This window comes from Grimontia sp. THUN1695 (genome assembly GCF_059704325.2).
The window spans coordinates 1,045,208-1,070,341 of sequence record NZ_AP046577.1 but is presented as its reverse complement, the minus strand read 5'-3'; the positions used below and the strand labels follow the sequence as shown (position 1 = coordinate 1,070,341).

Annotated in this window: 22 protein-coding genes; 16 read left to right on the top strand and 6 right to left on the bottom strand. The window is 48.9% G+C overall.

Annotation, left to right across the window (positions count from 1 at the left end; all coding sequences use genetic code 11):
- Positions 1 to 171 precede the first annotated feature (171 nt).
- The 3 genes from asnS to AC6IB1_RS08425 all read left to right on the top strand — a co-directional run bounded on the left by asnS (position 172) and on the right by AC6IB1_RS08425 (position 4,177).
- Positions 172 to 1,572 (top strand): asparagine--tRNA ligase, encoded by a 1,401-nt coding sequence (gene asnS / locus AC6IB1_RS08435; RefSeq protein WP_497569114.1) that lies wholly within the window; start codon positions 172 to 174, stop codon positions 1,570 to 1,572.
- 142 nt (positions 1,573 to 1,714) lie between these two features.
- Positions 1,715 to 2,746 carry an IS630 family transposase gene (locus AC6IB1_RS08430; protein ID WP_497568639.1) on the top strand — a complete coding sequence of 344 codons (1,032 nt, stop codon included), beginning with the start codon at positions 1,715 to 1,717 and terminating at the stop codon, positions 2,744 to 2,746.
- A 237-nt stretch (positions 2,747 to 2,983) separates the two neighbouring features.
- Positions 2,984 to 4,177 (top strand): amino acid aminotransferase, encoded by a 1,194-nt coding sequence (locus AC6IB1_RS08425; RefSeq protein WP_497568638.1) that lies wholly within the window; start codon positions 2,984 to 2,986, stop codon positions 4,175 to 4,177.
- Positions 4,178 to 4,263: 86 nt separating this feature from the next.
- On the opposite strand, the gene folE is transcribed toward AC6IB1_RS08425, so the two are convergent.
- Positions 4,264 to 4,920 carry a GTP cyclohydrolase I FolE gene (gene folE, locus AC6IB1_RS08420; protein WP_005505824.1) on the bottom strand — a complete coding sequence of 219 codons (657 nt, stop codon included), beginning with the start codon at positions 4,918 to 4,920 and terminating at the stop codon, positions 4,264 to 4,266.
- A gap of 343 nt (positions 4,921 to 5,263) precedes the next feature.
- On the opposite strand from folE, the gene moeA reads away from it, so the two are divergent.
- From moeA to AC6IB1_RS08380, 8 genes are all read left to right on the top strand, one after another.
- Entirely contained in the window at positions 5,264 to 6,499 is a 1,236-nt protein-coding gene (gene moeA / locus AC6IB1_RS08415) for a molybdopterin molybdotransferase MoeA (RefSeq protein ID WP_497568637.1), read from the top strand.
- Between the two features lie 8 nt (positions 6,500 to 6,507).
- The gene (gene moeB, locus AC6IB1_RS08410) at positions 6,508 to 7,257 is read left to right on the top strand and encodes a molybdopterin-synthase adenylyltransferase MoeB (protein WP_497568636.1); all 750 of its coding nucleotides are present in this window, start codon (positions 6,508 to 6,510) and stop codon (positions 7,255 to 7,257) included.
- Between the two features lie 135 nt (positions 7,258 to 7,392).
- Entirely contained in the window at positions 7,393 to 9,012 is a 1,620-nt protein-coding gene (locus AC6IB1_RS08405) for a putative bifunctional diguanylate cyclase/phosphodiesterase (RefSeq protein WP_497568635.1), read from the top strand.
- 181 nt (positions 9,013 to 9,193) lie between these two features.
- Positions 9,194 to 10,015, top strand: a complete 822-nt coding sequence (locus tag AC6IB1_RS08400) for a phosphate ABC transporter substrate-binding protein (protein ID WP_497568634.1) — start codon at positions 9,194 to 9,196, stop codon at positions 10,013 to 10,015.
- An 85-nt stretch (positions 10,016 to 10,100) separates the two neighbouring features.
- Positions 10,101 to 11,012, top strand: a complete 912-nt coding sequence (gene pstC, locus AC6IB1_RS08395; protein ID WP_497568633.1) for a phosphate ABC transporter permease subunit PstC — start codon at positions 10,101 to 10,103, stop codon at positions 11,010 to 11,012.
- Positions 11,013 to 11,017: 5 nt separating this feature from the next.
- Positions 11,018 to 11,863 (top strand): phosphate ABC transporter permease PstA, encoded by an 846-nt coding sequence (pstA, locus tag AC6IB1_RS08390; RefSeq protein WP_497568632.1) that lies wholly within the window; start codon positions 11,018 to 11,020, stop codon positions 11,861 to 11,863.
- A 17-nt stretch (positions 11,864 to 11,880) separates the two neighbouring features.
- Positions 11,881 to 12,663: a phosphate ABC transporter ATP-binding protein PstB gene (gene pstB / locus AC6IB1_RS08385; protein WP_497568631.1), complete on the top strand. Its 783-nt coding sequence runs from the start codon at positions 11,881 to 11,883 to the stop codon at positions 12,661 to 12,663.
- A gap of 294 nt (positions 12,664 to 12,957) precedes the next feature.
- Entirely contained in the window at positions 12,958 to 13,404 is a 447-nt protein-coding gene (locus tag AC6IB1_RS08380; RefSeq protein ID WP_497568630.1) for an META domain-containing protein, read from the top strand.
- Positions 13,405 to 13,430: 26 nt separating this feature from the next.
- Here AC6IB1_RS08380 and AC6IB1_RS08375 read toward each other — a convergent pair whose 3' ends face one another.
- On the bottom strand, positions 13,431 to 15,035 hold the full coding sequence (locus AC6IB1_RS08375; RefSeq protein ID WP_497568629.1) for a CHASE domain-containing protein: 1,605 nt from the start codon (positions 15,033 to 15,035) through the stop codon (positions 13,431 to 13,433).
- 162 nt (positions 15,036 to 15,197) lie between these two features.
- Positions 15,198 to 17,477, bottom strand: coding sequence for a 5-methyltetrahydropteroyltriglutamate--homocysteine S-methyltransferase (metE, locus tag AC6IB1_RS08370; RefSeq protein ID WP_497568628.1), 2,280 nt, complete (start codon positions 17,475 to 17,477; stop codon positions 15,198 to 15,200).
- A gap of 105 nt (positions 17,478 to 17,582) precedes the next feature.
- Between metE and metR the strand changes: the two genes are divergently transcribed.
- On the top strand, positions 17,583 to 18,494 hold the full coding sequence (gene metR / locus AC6IB1_RS08365; RefSeq protein WP_497568627.1) for an HTH-type transcriptional regulator MetR: 912 nt from the start codon (positions 17,583 to 17,585) through the stop codon (positions 18,492 to 18,494).
- 17 nt (positions 18,495 to 18,511) lie between these two features.
- Here the strand turns inward: metR and AC6IB1_RS08360 are convergent, their stop codons facing one another.
- A complete protein-coding gene (locus AC6IB1_RS08360) occupies positions 18,512 to 18,706 on the bottom strand; it encodes a DUF4250 family protein (protein WP_497568626.1) in 195 nt (64 codons plus the stop codon).
- A gap of 129 nt (positions 18,707 to 18,835) precedes the next feature.
- The gene (locus AC6IB1_RS08355) at positions 18,836 to 19,510 is read right to left on the bottom strand and encodes an HI_1241 family integral membrane domain (RefSeq protein WP_497568625.1); all 675 of its coding nucleotides are present in this window, start codon (positions 19,508 to 19,510) and stop codon (positions 18,836 to 18,838) included.
- A gap of 237 nt (positions 19,511 to 19,747) precedes the next feature.
- Here AC6IB1_RS08355 and AC6IB1_RS08350 point away from each other — a divergent pair, with 237 nt between their 5' ends.
- Positions 19,748 to 20,914 carry a diguanylate cyclase gene (locus tag AC6IB1_RS08350; RefSeq protein WP_497568624.1) on the top strand — a complete coding sequence of 389 codons (1,167 nt, stop codon included), beginning with the start codon at positions 19,748 to 19,750 and terminating at the stop codon, positions 20,912 to 20,914.
- A gap of 11 nt (positions 20,915 to 20,925) precedes the next feature.
- On the opposite strand, the gene AC6IB1_RS08345 is transcribed toward AC6IB1_RS08350, so the two are convergent.
- Complete coding sequence (locus AC6IB1_RS08345; RefSeq protein ID WP_497568623.1) at positions 20,926 to 22,131, bottom strand: MFS transporter; 1,206 nt, start codon at positions 22,129 to 22,131, stop codon at positions 20,926 to 20,928.
- Positions 22,132 to 22,239: 108 nt separating this feature from the next.
- Here AC6IB1_RS08345 and AC6IB1_RS08340 point away from each other — a divergent pair, with 108 nt between their 5' ends.
- The 3 genes from AC6IB1_RS08340 to AC6IB1_RS08330 all read left to right on the top strand — a co-directional run bounded on the left by AC6IB1_RS08340 (position 22,240) and on the right by AC6IB1_RS08330 (position 24,866).
- Positions 22,240 to 23,109 carry a LysR family transcriptional regulator gene (locus AC6IB1_RS08340; protein WP_497568622.1) on the top strand — a complete coding sequence of 290 codons (870 nt, stop codon included), beginning with the start codon at positions 22,240 to 22,242 and terminating at the stop codon, positions 23,107 to 23,109.
- Between the two features lie 110 nt (positions 23,110 to 23,219).
- On the top strand, positions 23,220 to 24,209 hold the full coding sequence (locus tag AC6IB1_RS08335) for a DUF2860 domain-containing protein (protein WP_497568621.1): 990 nt from the start codon (positions 23,220 to 23,222) through the stop codon (positions 24,207 to 24,209).
- Between the two features lie 267 nt (positions 24,210 to 24,476).
- Positions 24,477 to 24,866 carry a YgiW/YdeI family stress tolerance OB fold protein gene (locus AC6IB1_RS08330; protein ID WP_497568620.1) on the top strand — a complete coding sequence of 130 codons (390 nt, stop codon included), beginning with the start codon at positions 24,477 to 24,479 and terminating at the stop codon, positions 24,864 to 24,866.
- The last annotated feature ends 268 nt before the right edge of the window (positions 24,867 to 25,134 follow it).

The following is a 25,134-nucleotide window of genomic DNA, read 5'->3' as shown; positions in this document are numbered from 1 at the left end:
TTCTTTCTGCTGGTTTTTTCTTCGATCTCATCGCACCATGGAGCCTGAATAAGGCTGCATCTTGAGGTAGTTCAGGTATGCGGTTAAACTCTCGTGTCCTAGTGCGAATTATCTTAATCCGGTGGCCCAAAGATGTCGTCGGATAATCTTCAACGGAGTTAGATGCAAATTATGAACTATGTGCCTGTAGCAGACGTCCTGCACGGCAAAGCGGCAGTAGACACCGAAGTCACTGTACGCGGTTGGATCCGCACACGTCGTGATTCAAAAGCCGGTATTTCTTTCCTCGCCATTTATGACGGCTCTTGTTTTGACCCTATTCAGGCGGTTGTTCCTAATGAGCTGAATAATTACCAGGAAGAAGTGTTACGTCTTACTACTGGCTGTTCTGTAGAAGTGACCGGTAAAGTGGTAGAGAGCCCGGGGCAAGGTCAGGCATTCGAACTGCAAGCAACCAATGTAAAAGTGGTTGGTTGGGTTGAAGATGCTGAGACTTACCCGATGGCGAAAACCCGCCACTCTATCGAATACCTGCGCGAAGTGGCGCACCTTCGTCCACGCACCAATGTGATTGGTGCGGTTGCGCGTGTTCGTAACTGTCTGGCTCAGGCAATTCACCGTTTTTACCATGAAAATGGCTATTACTGGGTTTCAGCGCCACTGATCACCGCATCTGATGCAGAAGGTGCCGGTGAAATGTTCCGCGTTTCTACGCTGGACATGGAAAACCTGCCACGCACAGAAAAAGGTGATGTTGATTACAGCGAAGACTTCTTCGGTAAAGAAACCTTCCTGACAGTGTCCGGCCAGCTGAATGCTGAAGCATATGCCTGCGCCCTGAGCAAGGTTTACACTTTCGGCCCGACTTTCCGTGCAGAAAACTCAAACACCAGCCGCCACCTGGCAGAATTCTGGATGGTTGAGCCAGAAGTCGCCTTTGCTGGACTGGACGATGTGGCGAAACTGGCTGAAGACATGCTGAAATATGTGTTTAAAGCCGTGCTTGAAGAACGTCGTGACGATATGGAGTTCTTTGCTCAGCGTATCGATAAAGACGTTATCAACCGTCTTGAGAAGTTTGTGGAGTCTGACTTCGCCCAGGTGGACTACACCGACGCTATCGACATTCTGCTCAAATCCGGCAAGAAATTCGAGTTCCCTGTTGAATGGGGTATTGATCTCGCGTCTGAACACGAACGTTACCTGGCCGAAGAGCATTTTAAAGCGCCGGTTATCGTGAAAAACTATCCAAAAGACATCAAAGCATTCTATATGCGCCTGAACGATGACGGTAAGACAGTGGCAGCAATGGATGTACTGGCTCCGGGCATTGGTGAGATCATCGGTGGTTCACAGCGTGAAGAGCGTTTAGACGTGCTGGATACTCGCATGCGTGAAATTGGTATCGATCCAGAACATATGGACTGGTATCGCGACCTGCGCCGCTACGGTACAGTTCCTCACGCAGGTTTCGGTCTGGGCTTTGAGCGTCTGGTTTCTTACGTAACCGGTATGGGTAACGTGCGTGACGTTATCCCATTCCCACGTACACCTCGCAGTGCAAACTTCTAACCCTTTCTGGATATTCAAAAAGGTCGCGAAAGCGGCCTTTTCTTATTGGTTATTTTCTTTATCCAGCCTATTGGCGATCTAATATACTCGTGATCATTGAAGATGCTTGATTTTCATCGGTATGAGGATCATGCTACGCCCCATGAAAGTGACTCTGACCTACAAGCAAAAACATGAACTCGAAAACCAGCACGATAAAACGCGTGATGGTCGAGTGCGTGACCGTATTAAAGCGGTACTGCTTGCTTCTGAAGGTTGGAGTACTGCCATGATTTCTCAAGCCTTGCGTATTCACGAAACCACCGTTCTCCGTCACCTTCACGATTACGCGCAGTCCGAGAAACTCAAACCTGAAAATGGTGGGTCCAGCAGTCGCTTATCGGCTTCACAGACGATGGCGCTCATCGAGCACTTAACAGAGGTGACCTATCACCATACTCACCAGATTGCTGCCTATGTTCTGGCGCAATTCGGCGTCTGCTATACCGTCGCTGGCATGAACAAGTGGCTGCATCACCACGGTTTTAGCTATAAAAAGCCTAAAGGTGTCCCTCACAGGTTTGATGAGGCTAAACAGCAAGAATTTGTCGAAGCCTACAAGGCACTTAAGTCCAGCTGCGGCAAAGAGGAAACTATCCTGTTCATGGATGCGGTTCATCCCACTCAGGCCACCAAACTCTCTCATGGCTGGATACGTACTGGGCAGGACAAAGCGATTGAAACCACGGGAAGCCGCAGTCGCCTCAACATTGTGGGGGCATTAAATCTCTCTGAGATTGGCCGCACTGTTATCGATAATTACGAGAGCATCAACAGCGAAAACATCGTTAGGTTTTTGTGCAAGCTGAGAGAAAGCTACCCACTGACGCATAAGCTCCACCTCATTTTGGATGGTGCAGGGTATCACCGAAGCGACTTAGTAAAAGACGCCGCCTTTGTGCTGAATATCGAGCTTCACTATTTACCGCCCTACAGTCCCAACCTCAATCCGATAGAACGGCTTTGGAAAGTGATGAACGAGCAGGTAAGGAACAATGTCTACTTCAAAAGTAAACGGGATTTTGAAGCGGCTATTGGCCGATTTTTCACTGTGATCCTTCCACAAATCGCAGGCTCTTTAGCGTCTCGTATAAATGATAATTTTCAAGTGCTCAATCCTGCATCTTCAAGTTGAATGGGTATATCACACTTTGGGTAACAGCTAGTCAGGTACGATAAATAGCCAACATATGCCTTATATTTAGCCTTGGATGTTTCCCATACACAAAGCCAAAAGTTATATAAATGGAGGGTTTGCAGGCAACAACCTCCCAAACAGCCTGTAATTGAAAAAAATACTTAAATTCCCGTTTTATTACGATCATCCAAATGTTATAAAAAAGGAAGTTATTAACGCCATGGATGAACGACAATGTTTGAAAAAATTGCTGCAGCTCCCGCCGACCCTATTCTAGGCCTCACTGAAGAATTCAAAGCCGATCCCCGTGCTGAAAAAATTAATCTCGGTGTAGGTATTTACAAGGACGAATCTGGAAATACCCCTGTTCTGGCAAGTGTCAAGAAGGCAGAAGCTCTCTTGTTGGAAAATGAAACCACCAAATCTTATCTGGCCATCCCAGGTATTCCTGAATATGGCTTGGCAGTTCAAAAACTGCTATTTGGCGAAGATGCACCGATTATTTCAGACAAACGGGCACAAACCGCACAAGCTCCCGGTGGCACCGGTGCACTTCGCCTTGCGGCTGAATTCATTAAGCGCCAGCTTGGTGATGTAAAAGTGTGGGTAAGTAATCCAACCTGGGCAAACCACAACGGCGTATTCGCTGCCGCTGGTCTGGAAGTGGTGCAATACAGCTACTACAACGCTGAAACCAAAGACATGGACTTCCATGCCATGTTGGCAGATCTGCAAACAGCCAGTGCAGGTGATGTTGTGCTTTTGCACGGTTGCTGTCACAACCCTACCGGCATCGACCCAGATGCAAGCCAATGGCAACAATTGGCAGCGCTGGTGAAAGAAAAAGGCCTCTTGCCACTGTTTGATTTTGCTTACCAAGGTTTTGCAAAAGGCGTTGAAGAAGATGCTGCAGGTTTGCGTATCTTCGCGGAAAGCAGCCCAGAGCTTCTGGTCGCCAGTTCATTCTCGAAAAACTTTGGCCTTTATAATGAGCGCGTGGGTGCCTTTACACTGGTCGGTAAATCAGCAGAAGAAGCGGCAACAGCATTCAGCCAGGTAAAAAGCATTGCACGTGTCATTTACTCCAATCCTCCCGCCCACGGCGCTGCTGTGGTCACTGTCATTCTGAACGATGATGTTTTACGAGCGGAATGGGAGCAGGAAGTGGCTGACATGCGCGCTCGCATTCAGGAAATGCGCGAGCTGTTTGTCGCCACCCTGAAAGCGGAAGGTGTTGGACGTGATTTCAGCTTTATCGAGCACCAAAATGGTATGTTCTCTTTCTCTGGCCTGACCAAAGAGCACGTAAATCAACTGAAAACTGAATTTGGTGTATACATTGTCGGTTCTGGCCGTATCAGCGTTGCTGGTATGACCCGCTCAAACATGGGGCCGCTGTGTAAAGCCATTGCTGCGGTACTGAAATAATCATTGCCGCAGAAACAGCAACACCGACTTAAACGACAAAAGCGCCAATTGGCGCTTTTGTTTTATCTAACTGTTGTACTGCTATCTCAACCAATACCATGAAGGAATTCAGCGCGGGTAGACGCGTTGGATTTAAACACCCCGCCTAATGCTGTGGTTGTTGTTGCACTGGTTGCATCCATCACACCCCGTGCCTTCACGCAGTAGTGTGTTGCATTCATATGAACCGCGACATTCTCGGTTTCCAACAGGGTTTGCAGCGCAACCAGGATTTGACGGGTCAAACGCTCTTGCACTTGTGGGCGCTGGGCAAAGAAACGTACAATGCGGTTAATTTTCGAAAGGCCGATAATCTTATTCTTTGGCAGGTAAGCCACTGTACACTTGCCGTCGATCGTTACCAGGTGGTGTTCGCAGGTACTGGTCAACGTGATGTCTTTCACTCTTACCATCTCATCACAGCCCATCTTATTGTCGATAACCGTGATCTTGGGAAAATTTCTGTAGTCCAGCCCAGAAAAGATCTCGTCCACATACATCTTTGCAATACGTGCGGGCGTTTCTGTCAAGCTGTCATCGTCCAAGTCAAGATCGATAACAGACAGAATCTCCCGCATGTGATATTCGATTTTTTCTTTTTTCTCTTGGGCTGTCATCGACGAACCGGCCTGCATCGGCGTCTCAATACCGCATGCAATCAGCGCTTCACGGACGCGTTTTGCAGAATCGCTCAATGCTGTCATAGTCATTCCTCGGATCGTTCCAATGTTATCATTTAATGTATTACTCGCCTTTTGAGGACAAGGATCAATGGTTGTCAGAATTTTGAAGCATAACGTTAATAGTAGGAAAATTACACCTCGAATTGCGTGTGGTCATTAGTTTCCATCTGTAAAGTTTGCGATAATGCTTTTTTATCCTAGGAATTGCCGATAGTGCATCGACAGACCAATCTCATGGCTCTGATTGCGGGTCATTTATCGCCACCAGCCTATTCAAACCATAGGCTAAGCGTTAACGCCACGTGATATGCCTTTAAAGATGCAGTCGGCTACATTATTCAAATTAACTACTGAGAGTCTTTATATGGGTTGCTGCGATACACCAGGATTGATGCCTATACCAACAGCCATCACTACCCTTCTTGAAAACACGACGCCACTGATACAGACAGAAGTGGTCTCGCTGGTAGATGCCCAAAACCGCATTACCGCTGAGGATATCCGTTCTCCATTAAATGTACCGCCTTTTGCAAACTCTGCGATGGATGGCTACGCACTGCGCATTGCCGATCTTGCTGAAAGCAACACGCTAAAACTGGCAGGCCGCTCATTTGCCGGTGTGCCGTTTGAGGGGGAATGGCCTAAAGGCAGCTGTATTCGTATCATGACAGGTGCAAAAGTACCGGAAGGTGCCGATGCCGTGATCATGCAAGAGCAAGCCATTGCCGAAGGCGATAACATCACCTTCACTGCAAGTGCGAAACCACAGCAAAACATCCGCCCAATCGGTGATGACGTAAAAGCAGGCGACGTGGTTATCCCCAAAGGCACCCTGCTGACACCACGAGAAGTGCCGATGCTGGCAACACTGGGTATTGCCACCGTCACTGTCGTGCGTAAACCCAAAGTGGCTTTTTTTTCCACGGGTGACGAGTTGCGCCAAGTCGGTGAACCCTTGGGCAAAGGCGAAATTTATGACAGCAACCGCTACACCATCCGTGCTTTGCTCGAGAAAATGCACTGTGAAGCCATCGACCTCGGCGTTATCCCAGACTGCCCAGAAAAGCTTCGGGAGGCTTTCCTTACAGCCGCTGACAAAGCCGATGTTATCGTGACGTCCGGGGGTGTCAGCGTGGGTGAAGCTGACTACACCAAAGACATTCTGGCCCAGGAAGGTGAAGTCGGGTTTTGGAAAATTGCCATCAAACCGGGTAAGCCATTTGCATTCGGTAAAGTGAAAAATGCCCTTTTTTGTGGTCTGCCAGGTAACCCTGTCTCTGTGCTGGTCACGCTGCATGTGTTGGTTCAGCCCCTTCTGGCCAAACTTGCGGGCCATTCCCGTTGGCAACCCGCCATAACCCTGAAAGCCAAAGCGGAGACCCGCTTTAAAAAAGTACCGGGGCGTACGGACTATCAGCGCGCTATTTATCGAACTAACAAAAACGGTGAACTGGTTGTTGCAAGCACGGGAAATCAGGGCTCAGGCGCCTTCAGTTCACTTTCCATAGCAAACTGCTTTGCTGTGCTGGAGCAAGAGCGTGGTCATATTGACGTGGGTGAAACAGTCACCATTGAACCATTCAGTGCAATACTTAATTAAGGGATCACGTGGACATTCTCTCTCCAGAAGAAGAACTCCGGTATAACCGTCAGATCATACTGCGCCAGTTTGACTTCGACGGTCAGGAAGCGCTGAAGAAAGGGCGGATCCTGGTACTGGGTGCTGGCGGCCTTGGATGTGCCGCCACACAGTACCTTGCGGCAGCGGGCATCGGTACACTCACTTTGATTGATGATGACAGGGTTGAACTCTCGAACCTTCAGCGTCAGGTGCTACACAGCGATGCGACCATCGGTGAGTTAAAAGTAGAATCTGCGGCGAAATCACTGCGTCAGCTTAACCCACACACCAAGGTTGAAACCATCGCAGAACGGTTAAGTGATGACGCAATAAAAACGCTGATCGACCAGCATGATTTGGTGGTAGATTGCAGCGACAATGTCCAGACCAGAAACCAGCTCAACCGGCTCTGCCATGAGACCCGGACGCCTTTGGTCAGTGGCGCCGCCATTCGCCTTGAAGGACAGATCGCTGTGTTTACATACCGTGAAGAAGAAGCATGTTACCAATGCTTAAGTGCACTGTTTGGTGAGCAGGCGTTAAGTTGTGTTGAAGCCGGTATCCTCTCTCCCGTGGTGGGGATCATCGGTGCCACCCAGGCATTAGAAGCCATTAAACTGTTATCAGGCTTTGCGCCTGCACCAACCGGCAAAGTGATGATCTACGATGCAATGAGCAGCGAATGGCGGTGCTTCAACCTACCTAAACACCCTGCATGCTCTGTCTGCAATCGTTAACTTTAACTTCTTTGGTGCAGTGACACCTTTCTCAATATTGATAAATATCGACTACATTTAAATCAACATATGCCGTTTCAGAATGCTGAGACGGCCTTCTTATTTTCCTTGCATTAGGGAGACATCAAGTCGGCGATGATAAAAACCATCTCGATCGTTCTTGTCATACTCGGCATGCTCGCCCTTATCTCGGCGCTCAAATCCTCTATTGCACTATACCGGCGCGATCGCTGTCCGTCCTCATTCAGTTTTATCCCCGTTATGCTTGGATTTGTCTTGGGTTACGCCGTATTCGCAGGCTTTTTATCCCGTCAACCTGCCGCAACAACCGTTGAACTGATTGTCGCCATGGTATTTTTCGGAGGAGGTATTTTCTGTGTGATGATCTTTGGCGTTGTATCGCAAAGTATGGAGCGCATCGCGTTTGCTGAGTTTCAACAAAGACACAACAAATCCCATGACCCCCTAACAGGGCTTTCCAACCGGCATTTCTTGCTGAAAACAATTACTCGCCAAACCGTTGATTTTGACGCTTCACAACAACGCTTTGCCATTATCATCATTGATATCAATAACTTTAACAATATCAACGAAGTGTTCGGTCACCAGAAAGGCGATATGTTACTCGCACAATTTTCAACCCGGTTGAAAGAGTTTGTTGATGAGGAAATCTTCCTCGCCCGATCAAGTGGTAACCGTTTCACCCTGGTTTTAAATGACCATGAAACAGTCAATATCGCGCAATACATCGAAAATATGCAGGACTATCTAGATCACCCTCTTACGATCAATGACCATGACATTAACCTGACCAACACCGTCGGTGTCGCCCTTTTCCCTGAACACGCTGACAATGCTGAGGACATCCTAAAGCGTGCAGAGGTCGCCATGTATAACGCCAAGCGCATCCAAGCCCCTTACGCAATTTATGAACCTGCGGTCTCCAACCATTTCTATGACCATACTGAGCTAGCAACCCTGCTGCACAGTGCAATGCAAACCATGGATTTCGAACTCCACTTCCAGCCTGTACTGAATATACACAACCCACATCAAACCACGTTTGAAGCGCTTATACGGTGGCCATTAGGAGACGGCTACAGTGTCCGCCCAGATGATTTCATTCCCATTGCCGAACAGATCAATGCCATCAAACACATCACACACTGGGTGTTGGAGACGAGTGTCGCACAACTGGCGGTTTGGCGGAGTCAGTCCCTCACGCCACATATTCAGGTCAACCTGTCAGCAAAGGATATTGAAGATGATTCTCTGGCGGCATACCTGTCAAAACTCCTCAAACGTTACGCTGTTAATCCTGCTCAGTTAACATTAGAGGTCACTGAAACCAGCATGATGCAAAACCTTGTCAAAACGCGCAGGGTATTGGAGAAAATCAAAAAGCTCGGCGTATCACTCAGTATCGATGATTTTGGCACCGGTTTTTCTTCTCTTTCCGTCCTGAGTAACATGCCGATCGATGAAATAAAAATTGATCGCAGTTTTGTCACGGATCTGCTCTACAGCAGTAATCATGAAGCCATCGTAAGATCAACGATTTACCTTGCCCATAGTCTTGACTGCCGGGTTGTTGCAGAAGGCGTTGAAACCGAAGCACTGGGACAATACCTGATCTCCATCGGTTGCGACAAACTCCAGGGATACTGGTATGGCCGCCCGATGAACCTTGCTCAAACCGACGCCTGGTTGAATGAAACCTTCCTGGTCAGCTCACGAGCCGCCAGTCAAAATTAATCCCCCAACCGCGTTTTCTTCCACGTCGGCACACATTGAGACGTACTACCTGAATACCCCATCCTGTTCCGTCATCAATGCTTAATTTTGCTGAAACAAACCTGTCATAAAAGCGACCTAAAGTTGTCACCGTTGGTTCATACACCGCCCTCTCAAAAGGCGACAATTTAGGAAACCTCTCATGAAATCAAACATCTTCAGTGCACTTTGTCTGACAGGTGTGCTGGTAGCACAGGCGGCAACAGCTCAGGAAACCATCACAGTATCCGGTTCAACTTCTGTCACAGAAGTGATGGAAGTGCTGGCTGAAACTTACCAACGCCAACACAACAACATTTTTATTGAAGTACAGGGAACCGGCTCCTCTGCGGGAGTAAAAGCAGCAAAGAATGGTACGTCAATGTTCGGTATGGCTTCACGTGCGCTAAAAGAGGATGAAAAGGAACCGTCTCTGAAAGCAACAGTGATTGCCCGTGACGGCATTGCAGTGGTGGTAAACAACGCAAACACCCTGGACAACCTGACGACTGAAGAAATCGCTCAAATCTACCGTGGAGAAGTGCAAAATTGGTCACAGGTGGGTGGCGAAAACAAACCTATCGTTGTTGTAACCCGCGACGCCGCATCCGGTACCCGCGGTGCATTTGAAGACATCATGGGCCTGAAACGCGACGTCAACGGCATAACAGTCTCTGCTATTTCCCAGCGGGCACAAGTCGGTAACGGCAACGGTGTCATTAAAACCATTGTCGCAAACAACCCCTTTGCTATCGGGTACATTTCTCTCGGCTCTGTCGATGAATCACTGAAAGCGGTGAAGGTTAATGGTGTAGCCCCAACACCTGAAGCGGTAGCCGCCGGTGATTACAAAGTTGCACGTCCTTTCTTGGTCCTGAGTAAAGCAGGCGAACCCTCACCCGCTGCGGATACATTCTTGAACTGGGTCATGTCCACAGAGGGACAGAAAATCGTATCAAACCAAGGCTATGTGCCAGTGAATTAGTTTTTAATACCCCTGATATGTGGCCTGTTAGCCAGGCCACTTTTAAATCTTCTTACTGCATTTTTGGATAAAGCAGAGAACAGCTATGAATATCGCAACTCAACAGTCCATTACGTTGCCCAAAAGGAAACTAGGGCAAGGTAAACGTCGTGACTGGCGCGAGGAAATTTTCCGTTTCCTTTTTTTGACCGCCGCAACCCTGGGCGTACTTTCCTTAGCCACAATTGGCTACTTTATTTTCCGCGAAGGTTTTCCAGCGATGCAGGAAGCCGGAGTGGCTGGTATTGTAACTGGGTCTGAATGGCTTCCCCCCGCTCTGTATGGCATCGCCCCAATGATTGTTGCATCGTTGGTATCAACCGCAGGTGCTATCGCACTGGGTGTACCGGTCGCGGTACTGACTGCCGTATTTATCGCTGAAGTGGCGCCCAAATGGCTGGCTAATATTGTCCGTCCGGCTGTAGAGCTTCTCGCGGGCATTCCTTCGGTGGTTTATGGTTTCTTTGGCCTTGTCATCATCGTCCCCATGATCCAGGATGTCTTTAACGTTCCGGCAGGAAACACATTATTGGCTGGCATTATCGTTCTGGCTGTCATGATCTTGCCAACCGTCATTACCGTATCTGAAACCTCGCTGCGCGCCGTGCCTAAAACCTATAAGGAAGGCTCACTGGCACTCGGGGCCTCTTCGATGTTCACCACGTTTAAACTGCTGGTCCCTGCTGCACGCTCCGGCATCATGACGGGCGTTGTCCTCGGAATCGCACGGGCGCTGGGCGAAACCATGGCGATCATCATGGTGATGGGTAACGCACCGGCTATGCCAAGTGGGTTGCTTGAATCCGCCCGAACGCTGACTGCCAACATTGCCCTTGAAATGTCTTATGCATCCGGTATTCATGCCAGCGCCTTGTATGCGACAGGCATTGTTCTGCTGGTCTTTGTCATGATCCTGAACGCGTCTCTGCTTTACCTAAACCGCGAAAAAGCGAGATAACCACTATGTTTACCCGTCAAATGAAAGACAACATCTCACTGATTACCGTTTGGGCCGCTGCCGCAACTACTGTCGGTTTCCTGTTCTGGATTATCTGGTACATTCTGAGTAATGGCCTGCAATATGTTGATTGGGCATTTGTTACCGGTGATTACACCCGGATCGGTGAACAATCTGGTATCTGGCCGATGATTGTTTCTACTCTCTATATGATTATCGCGTCCATCATTGTCGCGGCCCCCATCGGCATCATGACCGCCATCTACTTGACTGAATACGCAAGTGTCGGCAGCCGTACAGTAAAAGTGATTCGCTTTTGTACCGAGTCACTGGCAGGTATTCCATCGATTATCTTTGGTCTGTTCGGTATGACCTTTTTTGTTGCCGTACTTGGCCTTGGTTTTTCTATCCTGTCCGGAGCACTGACACTGAGCATGCTTATTCTGCCAGTCATCATCCGCACGACAGAAGAAGCGCTGATGGCTGTTCCACAAGCCTACCGTGAAGGTGCTTATGGTCTGGGTGCATCAAAGAGTTACACCATTTGGACATTGATTCTACCCAGTGCCATGCCGGGTATCGTCACCTCCATTATTTTGAGTGTGGGCCGTGTCATCGGCGAATCTGCACCGGTATTTCTAACCGCGGGCATGGTGGCACGCATCCCAGAAAGCGTGCTGGACTCTGGACGCACACTGACCGTACATCTTTATAAATTAACCCAGGAGCTCTACACCATTCACGAATGGAATCAGGCCTATGCCACCGCGACAGTTCTGATTGTTGTTGTGCTGTTTATCAACATGCTGACCAAATTTATCGCCAGCAAATTCAGCAAAGCCACTTACTGAGCCCGGGAGAGAAAACCATGATGACTGCAACTGCCATTAAAACAACGAACAAATTCGACATCGAAAACCTGAACCTGTTTTATAACAACGGCGCTAACCACGCACTGAAAAACATCACACTGCCCATTCCAGACAAAAAAGTAACGGCACTCATTGGCCCTTCAGGTTGCGGTAAATCTACCCTGCTCCGTTGTCTGAACCGGATGAATGATTTGATTGAAGGGGTAAAAATTACCGGACGGGTGAAAATGGACAGTGAGGATATCTATGGCGACATTGATATTGCCAGCCTGCGTATTAAGGTCGGTATGGTATTCCAAAAGCCCAACCCCTTCCCGATGAGCATCTATGACAATGTGGCATACGGTTTGCGCGCACAAGGGGTGAAAGACAAGCAAATACTCGACGAAGTGGTTGAAAAAAGCCTGCGGGGTGCAGCGCTTTGGGACGAAGTAAAAGACCGCTTGAAATCCCATGCGTTTGGTTTGTCAGGGGGACAACAGCAGCGTCTGTGTATCGCCCGTACTATCGCTATGGAACCCGAAGTCATTTTGATGGATGAGCCGACATCCGCCCTTGACCCTATCGCAACCAAGAAGATTGAAGATCTGATGGAGGCGCTCAAAAAGGATTACACCATCGTGATCGTTACCCACTCAATGCAGCAAGCGCGCCGTATTTCAGACCGTACTGCCTTCTTCCTGATGGGAGAACTGATCGAGCATGATGACACAGCAAACCTGTTCACTCACCCCCGGGATGCACGTACACGCGGCTATGTGAACGGCGATTTTGGCTAACTCGAAAAATGATCCTGCCCCCATTTCTGGGGGCATTCCTGTCCTGAGCCAATACCAGCATTAAAACTAACCATATGATATTTATGAAATTTTATCAAAGCCGTTAATAAATCGTTAGTACTGGCTGTAAAAAGAATAGGGCGCGTACAAATTACGCAATAAACTCCCCATTTGATACATTTCTGACTTGCTAACAGACTAAGATTCATAATAATCATGGAACCAAGTTAATCAGGCGCTGTCTCTACGTGACAAACATGTAGAAACACTCAGAACGTCAATCTGGAGTACATAATGAAAAAGATGGCAATCGCAATGTTGGTCGCCCCTGCAATTCTGGCAGGCTGTGCCACCAACACGTCAGGCAATGGTGATGCGATGGAAGTGTCTCAAGCAAACATGCAGCATCATAACTGGGTTTTGGAAAGCGTAGATGGTCAACCACTGAACCTGCCGGAAGGTTTCGCTGCACCTAACCTGGAAATTGGTGAGTCATTCACAGCAAATGGTCATGGCGGTTGTAACCGTTATTTTGGTCAGGCAGAGCTGAAAGGCGATAAGTTCCGAATCGACAAAATGGCAAGCACCATGATGGCGTGTCCAGAGCCAGCGATGAAACTGGAAACCGTCATGACTGACGTATTAAGCAATTGGAGCAACATCACCTTGACCAATCAGAAGCTGGTGCTGGAAAACGGTGAACACGTCCTGACTTTCCAACTGCGTGACTGGGTTAACTGATCCCTGTTGATATTACGTTTTGTCAATCAGCCTCCCACCGGAGGCTGATATGTTTCCGGCAGGTAAATCCAGCGATATCGTCCACGCCCTTCTGAGATAGCTTTCCCCAGTGCTATTTCGCCATAAGCCATGACATTAGACGCATCAAGCAAAGCGGCTTCCAGCACGGTGACACCACCAATCGATATAGAGATCACCTCATCCCCTTCTTCTTTGTCAAAAGGCAAATGGAGCGTTTTGATGGCATCCATACAGGCTTCTGCCATCGGGGCGCCATCTTTGGTATTCGGCAACAGTACCGCGAAAGATGCCCCATCATAACGGGCAAGTAAGTCTCCCGGGCGCTTCAACGTTTCGGAAATGGAAGAACCAATCAGTCGCATCGCCTTATCCCCGGCCACACGGCCATGTTTAGCGTTGTAGCGCGACATATGGTCGATTTCAATGATCATCATACTCAGACAAAGGTTATCGCGTTTTGTACGTCGTACTTCTGCAGCCAACATATCTTCAAAGTAATCTCGGTTGTAAAAGCCCGTTAAACCATCACTTTTAGAAAGACGCTCCAGTTTTTTGTTTGCTTCACGCAGCGCCCGTGTTTTATCGTCTACACGCTTTTGAATCGTCAGTGCACGATGCTGGAGCATATAAATCAAATAGGCCAACAGGGTGAAAATCAGCACACCGATAAAGAAAATAAGGTGGGGATAAATACTCATTCTGTCACGAATATAGGATGCCGATGGGGTCCCATGTAACAGCCATTCCCGCCCGGCAAAATAGATGGGCGCAGAATGGTAACTAAGCGCTTCAGCTGGCGGCCCAGACAAGTCCACCACATTACTGTAAATCAAGCCACTTTGGGCTGACAGCCCGCTGTCCAGCAATTTAAGATTAACGGATTCTTTTACTGTGTTATTAATAGCCATGTTGAAAATATCTGAGACATCGAACAGGGCAACGAGAAACCCTTTCAGCGTGGCTTCACGCTCTGCATCTGTCTCCGGTTCACCGTAAAACACCGGGAGCAACATCAAAAAGCCGCTGTGATCCTCAAACTCCCGCTTCAGGCGGATGGCAGGCGTGGCAATCGGTACCCCCCGATACCAGCTCATTTCAAGTGCCTCTTTCATCGACGGACGGGACGCCAAATCAAAGCCGAGTACATTCTGGTTTTCTTCATAAGGGTGAATATAACGAACAGGGAAATATCGCCCCCTTTTTCCTGCCGGGATCAGGTTACCTTCTTCACTCAGTTCCACAATTTCAAACAGTGCAAACTCCAGCTCAGCTTCCGCCTCATAAAGATCCCGGTTTTCACCACTGACAATTTCAGCCCATTGCATGGCTTTGATAGTGAGGTGTCTATCCATCACGGCCTGAGACAAGCCCACAAAGACCGTTTCGTTGATTTCCTCACTCATCAGCAACTGGTTACGAAGCGCATACATCAATTCAATGCCAATGTTCAGTTCTCTACCCAGGGACAAGGCGGCGTTTTCAACATCTTTTTGGATTTCATGCTTAATGGATTGCTGTTCCGACTGGTAAAGCGACATCGCAGCGAGAAACGAAAAGAACAGCCCAACTAAGACTGTAAGCACCGTTGAATAGAAAACCCGCTTTGCCATCCCTAAACGCCCCACGTTATGTGTCAACTAATTGTTGGACATAATCTTAAATCCCGCCAGCATTGGAGCATCGATACAGTACAACCACCTTCCCTCTGGAAGCACTGGACACAACAAAGCCCGGGCTGAAACACCAGCACGGGCTTGTCTGCCTGAGCACCATTAATCGGGCTGCAAAGCCTGTCCCCGCAGGTTTTTTGCTGCCTGTACCAGATTAGTCAATGCGGTATTCACTTCGGTCCAGTTACGGGTTTTCAGGCCACAATCCGGGTTCACCCAAAGCCGCTCATCTGGAATGGTTTTGCGTGCTTTTTGCAGCAAGGTTTCAATACTCTCTACCGCAGGAATGTTCGGCGAGTGGATATCATACACACCTGGCCCAATCTCATTGGGGTACGAGAACTCATCAAAAGCTTTGAGCAGTTCCATATCAGAGCGCGACGTTTCAATGGTGATCACATCGGCATCCAGCGCTGCCACTGAATCGATGATGTCATTGAACTCGCTGTAACACATATGGGTATGGATTTGGGTACCTGCCACGGCGCTTGCTGCTGAAATCCTGAACGCATTCACTGCCCAGCCCAGATAATCTTTCCATTCACTGGTTTTCAAAGGCATCCCTTCACGAATTGCCGGCTCGTCAATTTGGATGATGCTGATCCCGGCGGATTGAAGATCGGCCACTTCGTCACGCAACGCCAATGCGATTTGTTGTGCAATTTCCCGGCGGGACAGATCTTCACGCGGGAATGTCCAGCCGAGAATAGTGACAGGGCCCGTCAACATGCCTTTTACCGGCTTATCAGACAGCGATTGGGCATAAGCGGCCCATTCCACCGTGATGGGTGCTTCACGGGAGATATCCCCGACAATCACCGCCGGTTTCACACAGCGGGATCCATAACTCTGCACCCAGCCAAAGCGGGTGACGGCAAAGCCGTCGAGGTTCTCAGCAAAGTATTCCACCATATCGTTGCGCTCAGGTTCGCCGTGAACCAGAACATCCAGACCCAGTTTTTCCTGACGCTCAATCGCCTCCTTGATGTGACCCTTCATCGCTGCCTTATAGTCAGCGTCGGACAAACTGCCGGCTTTGTAGGCGCGGCGCTGCTGACGGATTTCGCCCGTTTGCGGGAACGAACCAATGGTTGTGGTGGGAAACAGAGGCAGGTTCAGCGCCGCTTTTTGCGCTTTCGCCCGCTCGGTGTACCTCGCTTCACGCTCTGCAAGGGCTGCGGTGATACCTTTAACGCGCGCCTGCACCTCAGGCTTGTTCACACGTGTGCTTGTCGCACGGGCTTTAATTGCCTCACTGTACTCACCACATCGGGTAACTGCAGTATCACTACCGGAAAGCGCACCCGCCAGCAACACCACTTCATGGGTTTTCTGTTTGGCAAACGCCAGCCACGAGTGGACTTCCGGATCGAGATCGGTTTCCTGATCCAAATCGACCGGGGAATGTAGCAGCGAGCAACTGGTGGCTATCCAAGCACGGTCACCCAACTTTTCAATGACCGGGGAGAGCGTTTCCAACCAGTTGCCGAGATTCGCTTTCCAGACATTGCGTCCATTAATGGCTCCCAGCGACACCACCCAGTCATCCGGCACGGCGTTGATAACCGCATCCAACTGTTGGGGTGCCACGCTCAGATCAATATGCAGGCCATTCACATTCAGCGCTGAAACAATGTCCAGTTGCTTCTCGACAGACTCAAAGTAAGTTGTCAGCAGCAGCTTCACATCACCGCCGATGACCTGATAAGCAAGCTTATAGGCATTACGCCATTCATCAGGCAGTTCGAGGGCAAGAACCGGCTCATCAATTTGTACCCATTCAACACCCTGCGCTTTGAGTTTGGCAAAAATTTGCTGATAAACAGAAAGCAGGCGTGGAAGAAGATCCAAACGGTTAAAGCCCGCTTCTTTTTCTTTACCCAAGTAAAGGTATGACACCGGCCCCAACACCACAGGTTTGACGTGATGGCCCGCTCTCTGCGCCTCATTGACTTCATCAAACAACTGGTTCCAGCTCAATGAGAAATTATCGTCATGGGTAAACTCGGGAACAATATAGTGATAGTTGGTGTTAAACCATTTAGTCATGTCGGAGGCAGCACAACTGCAGCCCGTTGGCGCTTTCCCCCGAGCAATACGGAACAGGGTGTCGAGATCAGGATGCCCGTTACGGTGACGCTTAGGGATATGCCCCAGTGTCAGGCTGGTTTGCAGCACCTGATCGTACCAGGCAAAGTCACCTACCGTGACAAAATTCAAGCCAGCGTCCTTTTGTATCTGCCAGTTATGGTGGCGAATTGTCGCCCCCACATCCAGCAGGCCCTGTTGGTTAATTTCACCTTGCCAGTATTGTTCCAGTGCGAATTTCAGTTCTCGTTTGTTGCCAATGCGGGGGTAGCCAAGAATATGTGTTGTGGTCATAGCGAATTCCTTTATTTAGCCGTCCAGATGTTTACATGTCCACATTGATTGATTAGAGTGCATAAAACAAACTCAAATTACTCAAACGGATGTTGAGATAAATTCATGTTAGAAGTGAAACACCTACGAACATTGGCGGTACTCAGGGATACGGGTTCGCTGACATCAACGGCTACCCAACTTTGTTTGACCCAGTCAGCACTGAGCCACCAGCTTAAAGATCTCGAACAACGGCTGGGGGCTCCACTCTTCCTGCGCAAAACCCGTCCTGTGCGCTTTACCGCAGAAGGACAGGTGCTGTTAAAACTGGCTGATGATATGCTGCCAAGGCTGACACAGGCAGAAACTGAACTGGCTGCGCTAAAGGAAGACGTTAAGGGACGCCTGCACATGGCGATTGAGTGTCATTCCTGTTTCCAATGGCTGATGCCGGCCCTGAAGGAATACAAAATCAGCTGGCCATTGGTAACGCTGGATTTTTCATCGGGCTTTGGGTTTGAACCTTTGCCTGCACTTGCAGGCGGTGAGCTGGATTTGGTGATCACGTCAGATATCGCGCCCCGCAGTGAAATTCACTTTGAAGCTTTGTTTGATTTTGAAATGCGTCTGGTGTTGGCTGATACCCACCCGTTGGCCAGTAAAAAGCAGATTGAACCCGAGGATTTAGACAGCGAAACCTTACTCACCTACCCGATACAACGCCAACGCATGGATGTGATTAAACACTTCCTGCAACCGGCAGGCATCGAACCTGCTCACTTCAAATCCGCAGACAACACCCTGATGCTGATACAAATGGTGACGGCAGGATTGGGCGTTGCGGCTTTGCCAAACTGGGCAATCAGTGAGTTTTCACGACAGGGACTGGTCATTGACAGACCGCTGGGAGCAGGCCTTTGGAGAAGATTGTTTGCGGCGGTGCGGAGCCAGGAAGCGCAGCGCCCGTATTTACAGGCGTTCTTTTCTACTGCCCGCAATCAATGCCACACACACCTGGAAGGTATCAAGCGCGTGTAGTACAAAGATCAGAACGATTATTTTTGCCGGAGTTGGTTCGTTAGCGGATCGTAGTAACAGCCCATGGCATCAATCTTGGCCTGAAACGCCTGTAAATCCAGCTCAAACCGGGAGGCCAGGTCGTCCAGAGAGACACACTCCAACCGAAGCTTCTCATTGACGATGCCATACATGATATCGCTGTCCAGACTATCAAGGTTATGTATTTCCATTCTCGCTTCCCCGCCTGAGTCAAAGATTGGGTTCACAGGAAAAGCATAGACTGCCACAACGCGAGACTGGGTAAAAAAAGACATTAAAAAAGGCACTTCATGTGCCTTTTTATTGTCGCTGAGACAGGATTAAATCACTGTTGACAGGGCAACGCCCGAGGCGCAACCAATCACCAGCAAAGAAACACAAAGCTGCGCTAAATGTGGTGCCTTTTGACGAAGCAAATGGGAAACCCAAACCAACACCCCAACCACTGCAAGGCCCAGACTGACAAGCACAGATGTGACCATAGCTTCCGCTGCAGCCAGCTCCATCGACTGGCTTGCCACCGCCAGCGTGATAGCTGTCAGCATTGCAGCGACAATACCAGTGACAGGCAGAATACGGTGAAAAGCTTGCAAACGTGAGCGCGCCTTAACCATCAGGCAGTGAGCGGTGACTGTTCCTACCAACAGAACCTGAGCCAGCATCAGCAACGCTGTTAATACACCTTGCTCCATCCCGGTAACAACAAGCACCAACACACCGAATGCATTGGAGAGATGCAACAGGGGAACGGGACCAGACTGGCGCGTTTTACCAGATTTAGACCGTAAAGAGAAAATACCGAGTGTGATAAAAGGCAGTACAGAAAACGGAAAAAATGGGATCGTCACCCCCCATCCTGCCACCAAAAACCAAAACGCTTTATGCAGACGGCCGCGTTGGCCGGGGCAAATATCCCCTTTCAACAAAACCAAGGTCAGCACTGCCTGGGCACCAAGCACACCCGCAAGCACCACTGCGCTAACTAACTCGTACATTTTTGTTTCACCTGTCTCTTTCGTAGCCGACATTATATGTCGTACCACACCCCATGCAACAACGTTGGAGTGCTCACATAAATCAATGATTATTTTGCATTCAGTCGCATTGATATGTAACTGTTTTTATAGATAAGTTATATTTGTGAACGTGGTTCAAAAATAGGTCCTGATATTGGTGTAAGCCAAGGGCACCCAACCAACTTACTGACAGGATGACGCGTGCGGGATATGGAGATGTCCTTATCACAGTACAAAACCCAGTTTACGGAAGTGCTGAGTGCAAAATCGCACGCCGTTGCCTTCAACACTACCCGTGCCACGTACCTACGGACACGGCTGGTTTCCCTTTGTTATCTCTGGGCGGTGCTTTGTGTACTCTGGATCCCTGTTGATGTCATGCTCCTGCAAGACGCAGCCGGTGAGCTGACTGTTCAGCGCCTGATATTCTCTGTTGTGCTGCTGTTTATTGGTTGGATGATGAGCCAGCGCAGCACCATCAATGCCTGTAGGAATACCATGCTGGCGCTGGTTGTCTGCCTCAATATGTTCTATATATTGGCAAACCACTCTCTGGGTTACCCCCACAGCATCAATGCATTCAGTTATTGCTATAACCTCCTGCCATTCGTGTATGTAGTCATTCTGGCCATCCTGCCCCTGACAGTAAAAGAATCAGTGAGCTTGATGGTGATCACCGCCGCTTCCCAGCTCTACGTTGATATGCAGAGCAGCGCACTACTCTCGTTTGAAACCTTCGCCCTTTACTGGTTACAAACCGTTGTCGGCTTTCTGGTTATTTGGGCACAAACATCAAAACTGCATATGATGTTACGCCTGTACCGCCATGCGACCCTTGACCCACTGACAGGCATTTACAACCGCCGCATGCTGTTAACGTTGGCCAAGAGAGATTTTGAAAACACCCGCATTCACTCCCGTCCTTACTCGGTGTTGCTAATGGATTTAGACAAATTTAAACGCATCAACGACAGATATGGACACCATGCCGGTGACTTGGTGCTGCAGGCGTTCACCCATGCGGTAAAGGAAACGCAACGTAAAAGCGATATTTTTGGACGGTTTGGCGGCGAAGAATTCATTTTGTTTCTGCCGAAATGCAGTGAGGACAACGCCCAGTTGGTTGCAAATCGCATCATGACCCGTGTGCGGGACATGGAAATCAAGGTAGAAGGACTGTCTAATCCCCTGAAAGTCACCACATCAATTGGTATTAGCACCAGCCGGAACCAGAATGATGACTTGTCGTCCATCCTTACTCAGGCCGACCAGGCACTCTACACCGCGAAAAACGCCGGGCGCGACCGAAGCCATGCTTACGATAACCATCAACAGCAAGTGGATGCTAACCAGAAACAACCATGGCTGGAGAGGCTGAGTTAAAGCCCCTCATCTCAACAGGGCTCTTGTTCCTGCACAGGGACTTTTTTATTTTTTGCCCCCAGCAATTGGATAAGCACAATGTTGGCAGCCGCAAGGGAAAGTGCCCCCAGGGTAACCGCATTCCAGCCTCCCATTTCCCAACAACCTATTAAGTAAAACCCCCCAAGGCTGCCGCCAACATAATAATGAACCAGATACAAGGCGGTCGCGGTGGCCTTTCCCTGGTTTGCACGACGCCCAACCCAGCCATAAGCCAGTGAGTGGGTAAAGAATGCGCCACCGCTGATAATCAACAGACCCACGATCACTGCTGCAGCATGCTCAATGCTGGCCACCAACACACCACCCAAGGTCACCAATGTACCAAACGTCATGCCAGATATTGGAGAATAGCGGTTCGCCCAACGACCGCCCAATCTTGAGGTCAATGTCCCAGACAGATAACAGATAAAAATCGCAGACGCGACACTGACAGGCAGGTTAAATGGCGCTTCGATAAGACGGAACGTTGCTACCGAGTAGATATTCACAAACAGCGCAAAGTTGATACCGCCTATCACCATTGCCCCCCAGAGGATAGGATTGCGCAGGTGTGTCCCGACGACACGCAATTGCTTGAAATAGGAATCTTGCGATGGAACAAAACGACGTTGTGGTGGCAAAAGAAAATACACCATCGCCATACCCAGTGCTGTGAAGGCTGCCATCGCAGCCACTGCCCCTTCCCAGCCAAAGGCATCCGCTAACATCCCGCCTGCCAGGCGTCCTGTGATTCCCCCTAGGGAGTTGGCACTGATGTAGGCGCCGACGGCAACCACCAGCGCTGTCGGACTGAATTCATCCGCCATGTAGGCCACGGCAACAGCGGCATAACCTGCTAATGCAATCCCCATCAAACCACGCAGCGCAACCAATCCCCAAAAAGAATCCACCAAAAGAGACAGCCCACCAACGACAGGCATGGACAATAAACTCAACAGGATCACCGGACGGCGACCGACTTTTTCCGAGACAAGCGCCCAGGGAAGCAAGCTCAATGACAACCCGAGCGTAGAAGACGCCAGTAACCAGTTTGCTTTTGTCGCTGTTACATCAAATGCACCCGCAAAAACCGGCAACATAGGCTGAAACAGGTAAAGATTACAGAACACAAGAAAAGAGCCAAACGACAGGGCAAAGGCCGCTTTTCTGTAGGCGGGTGTCTGCAATTCAATCATGGGGTTCGCTCACTTTTTTTACAATATGCAGGGAAATTAACAAGCTATCAGCGATAAAAGAAGTATATTAAATATATAGAAGTAAGATCTAAAAGATATGGTAATGACATGGATATCCGCCAGTTACGTTATTTTGTCTGCGTGTCAGAAGAAAAGAACTTCACCCGCGCAGCAAGAAAGCTCAATATCGCCCAGCCTGCCCTGAGTATTGCCATCAAAAAGCTCGAGCAATCTATTGGATTGCCGTTGTTTGACCGCAACGAAAGGCAGGTTCACCTTACCCATGAAGGTGAAACCCTGTTGCCTCACGCCTTGCGGGTACTCCAGCAGGTGGAAGATACCAATACGGCGATGGCGGAATTAAGGGGGCTGCAGAAGGGTGAAGTGCGTGTCGGTGTACCCGGTATGCTGGGCTCGTACTTCTTCCCCTCCATCTTGATGGGCTTTAAAAGCCGTTACCCGGATCTCAAGCTCAGTGTGGTAGAAGCCGGTACCCAATCCATTCGCCAGATGCTGCTTGATGGCGAACTGGATATTGGCGTTATCCATAACCAGGATGTACCTTCCGCGCTCGAAACCACCCATTTGATTTCATCACAAATGGTGGCCGTCACCTCCACTGACCACGCACTGGCTGACAGAACGTCTATCCGTTTTCATGAGTTTTTTAATGAAGAACTGGTGATGTTCAAAAAAGGGTATTTCCACCGTGAGTTTATCGATCGAATCTGTGCCGACCATAAAATTACCCCCCAACTTTCCTTTGAAACTAACCTGCTTACGATGATCCTCAATATTGTCAGGCATGGCTTTGCCATCACTGCCCTTCTTGAACTGGTCACAGAACATGAACCGGGGTTGGTTCCCATTCCTTTTGAAGAACCAGTCACACTGGACATTGCCATGGCATGGCGTAAGCATGGTTATCTTTCCTTGGCCAACCGCGCTTTTATCGATTTTGTACAACGTAATAAATAACAGAGCGATCGAAACGCTCGTTCGCTTGATTGGTGCACAGGTATATTTTTTACACTCCCCACTCTGTTAGCATACGCACTCAATAACATTAATTTCAGGGAGTGAAATGAATGAAAAACACAACGCCCTTGCTAACCACCTTGGCATTTTTACCTTTCATTACGCATGCTGAACTAGCAGATAAAGGAGGATTCAGTGGTGAGATTTCCGTCATTGGCGGTGTCACATCGACTGACTCAAACTTGTCGACCAGTAACAATGAGACAAAAAGTGCGCCACTCAATTCGGTGGGTGACCGCAAAACAGATTCGTTTTTGGGCGCACTGGGGAACCTGTCTTTTACCTTTGGGCAAGGGATGGATAAACAACTCTTTGTGGGAACATCCCGTGACGATATCGCCGTTGGTATCATTGCGCTTGAGATAGGTTATAAGCAGGAACTGGCCTCAGGCACACAGATCTCCCTTTCCTATCTGCCGACGATACTGGCAGAAGATGTCTGGGCAAACCCTTTCGCTTTAGGTTCACCAAGAACAGAAACCGAAAAATCCGGGGATGCTTACCGTCTCAAGCTTGATCGTATCGGTGGCTCCATGCTTTCTCTCGATCTTGCCTACGCGCAAACAGACGTCGATAACGAGCAAAGCGGTGCTGGACTGGGACTTTCCAATGCCGAGCAACAGCGTCTGGACAGAAACAGTGATACCTTCTATTCCAAATTGGGTTATCGCCAGTTTCTTGGTAAGGGCCAAGGCATTTCCCCTGCTTTCATCTACATCAACAATGACGCCGATGGCGAAGCGATGTCACACCAGTCATACGGCGGTGAGCTGACCTATTTCAGTTTTGCCGGGCGTAACAACATTGTCTTGACCGGAAAATACCACATCCGCGATTACGATGCGGCCCATCCTCTTTTTAGAGAAACCCGCAGCGACACTGAATACGGAGCCTTTCTCGCTTACGAATATGCGCACTTTTTTGACATTCACCCGCTCTCATTCATCACCCTCGCTGGCTACAACAACACAGATTCCAACATCGACTTTTATGACGCCAGCGAATTCTTTGGCTCTGTCGGCATTACCTACCGATTCTAGGGGTCTAGGAGCTGTTGGCCCTAGCCATTCAATCACCACACAAACGCCATGTTGTTTCACGAACAACATGGCGTTTGTGTGCATTCAGACATACCGACGCCTGAGCACGCCAACTTTGCATATTACTGTCCGCAACTTTACAAAAATGTAAGCTGACGTGTGAGATATCGCTAATCTAAAATGCAACCGCTTTATAGCTTAAGACAACATGAAAGCATGTTATCCAGCATAATAAACTTGCGTTTATATATAGAGGATGAGTTTGTCATGAAATCATATTTTACAGCATTGGCGTTTATCGCTTTTTCATCAATCACTTCAACAGCAATGGCAGAAAATATTATTTCGCCACAATCAACCGTTGGTGGTGGTTTCTCCGGCCCGGTCAGCGCCATTAACACCGTTCAATCTGTGCTGGATGTGGGTATATTTAGCGACGATCAGCCTGTTGCTCTTACAGGTTACATCACACAAGCACTGGGTGGTGAAATGTATCAGTTCCAGGATGAAACCGGCACAATTAATGTAGAGATCGATGCCGAAGATTGGCAAGGTCAAATCGTTAAGCCGACAACGAAAGTGGTCATCATGGGAGAAATTGATAAAGAATTTACCCACACAACCATTGATGTCAGTAGCATCCGCATCGTTCAGTAATTTCTATATTGCGTAAACAACCCAGTAGTAGATAATTGCGTGCTGTTGGAGAGCATCCACCTGAAGGCCAGACCGCCTATCAGCCTGGCCTTTTGCTGCGAAATGATTGAACAGGCATAAATAGCATGACTGGCAGAGCCCCTGTACGCCTTCTGCACAAACATCATTCGTTAGATTAGTTTTTAGTTACATGCACAAGAAGCCCTATTTAACGACACTTTTCACGAACACTTCACATTACCGGTTGTAAAGTGCGATACGGCTTTTT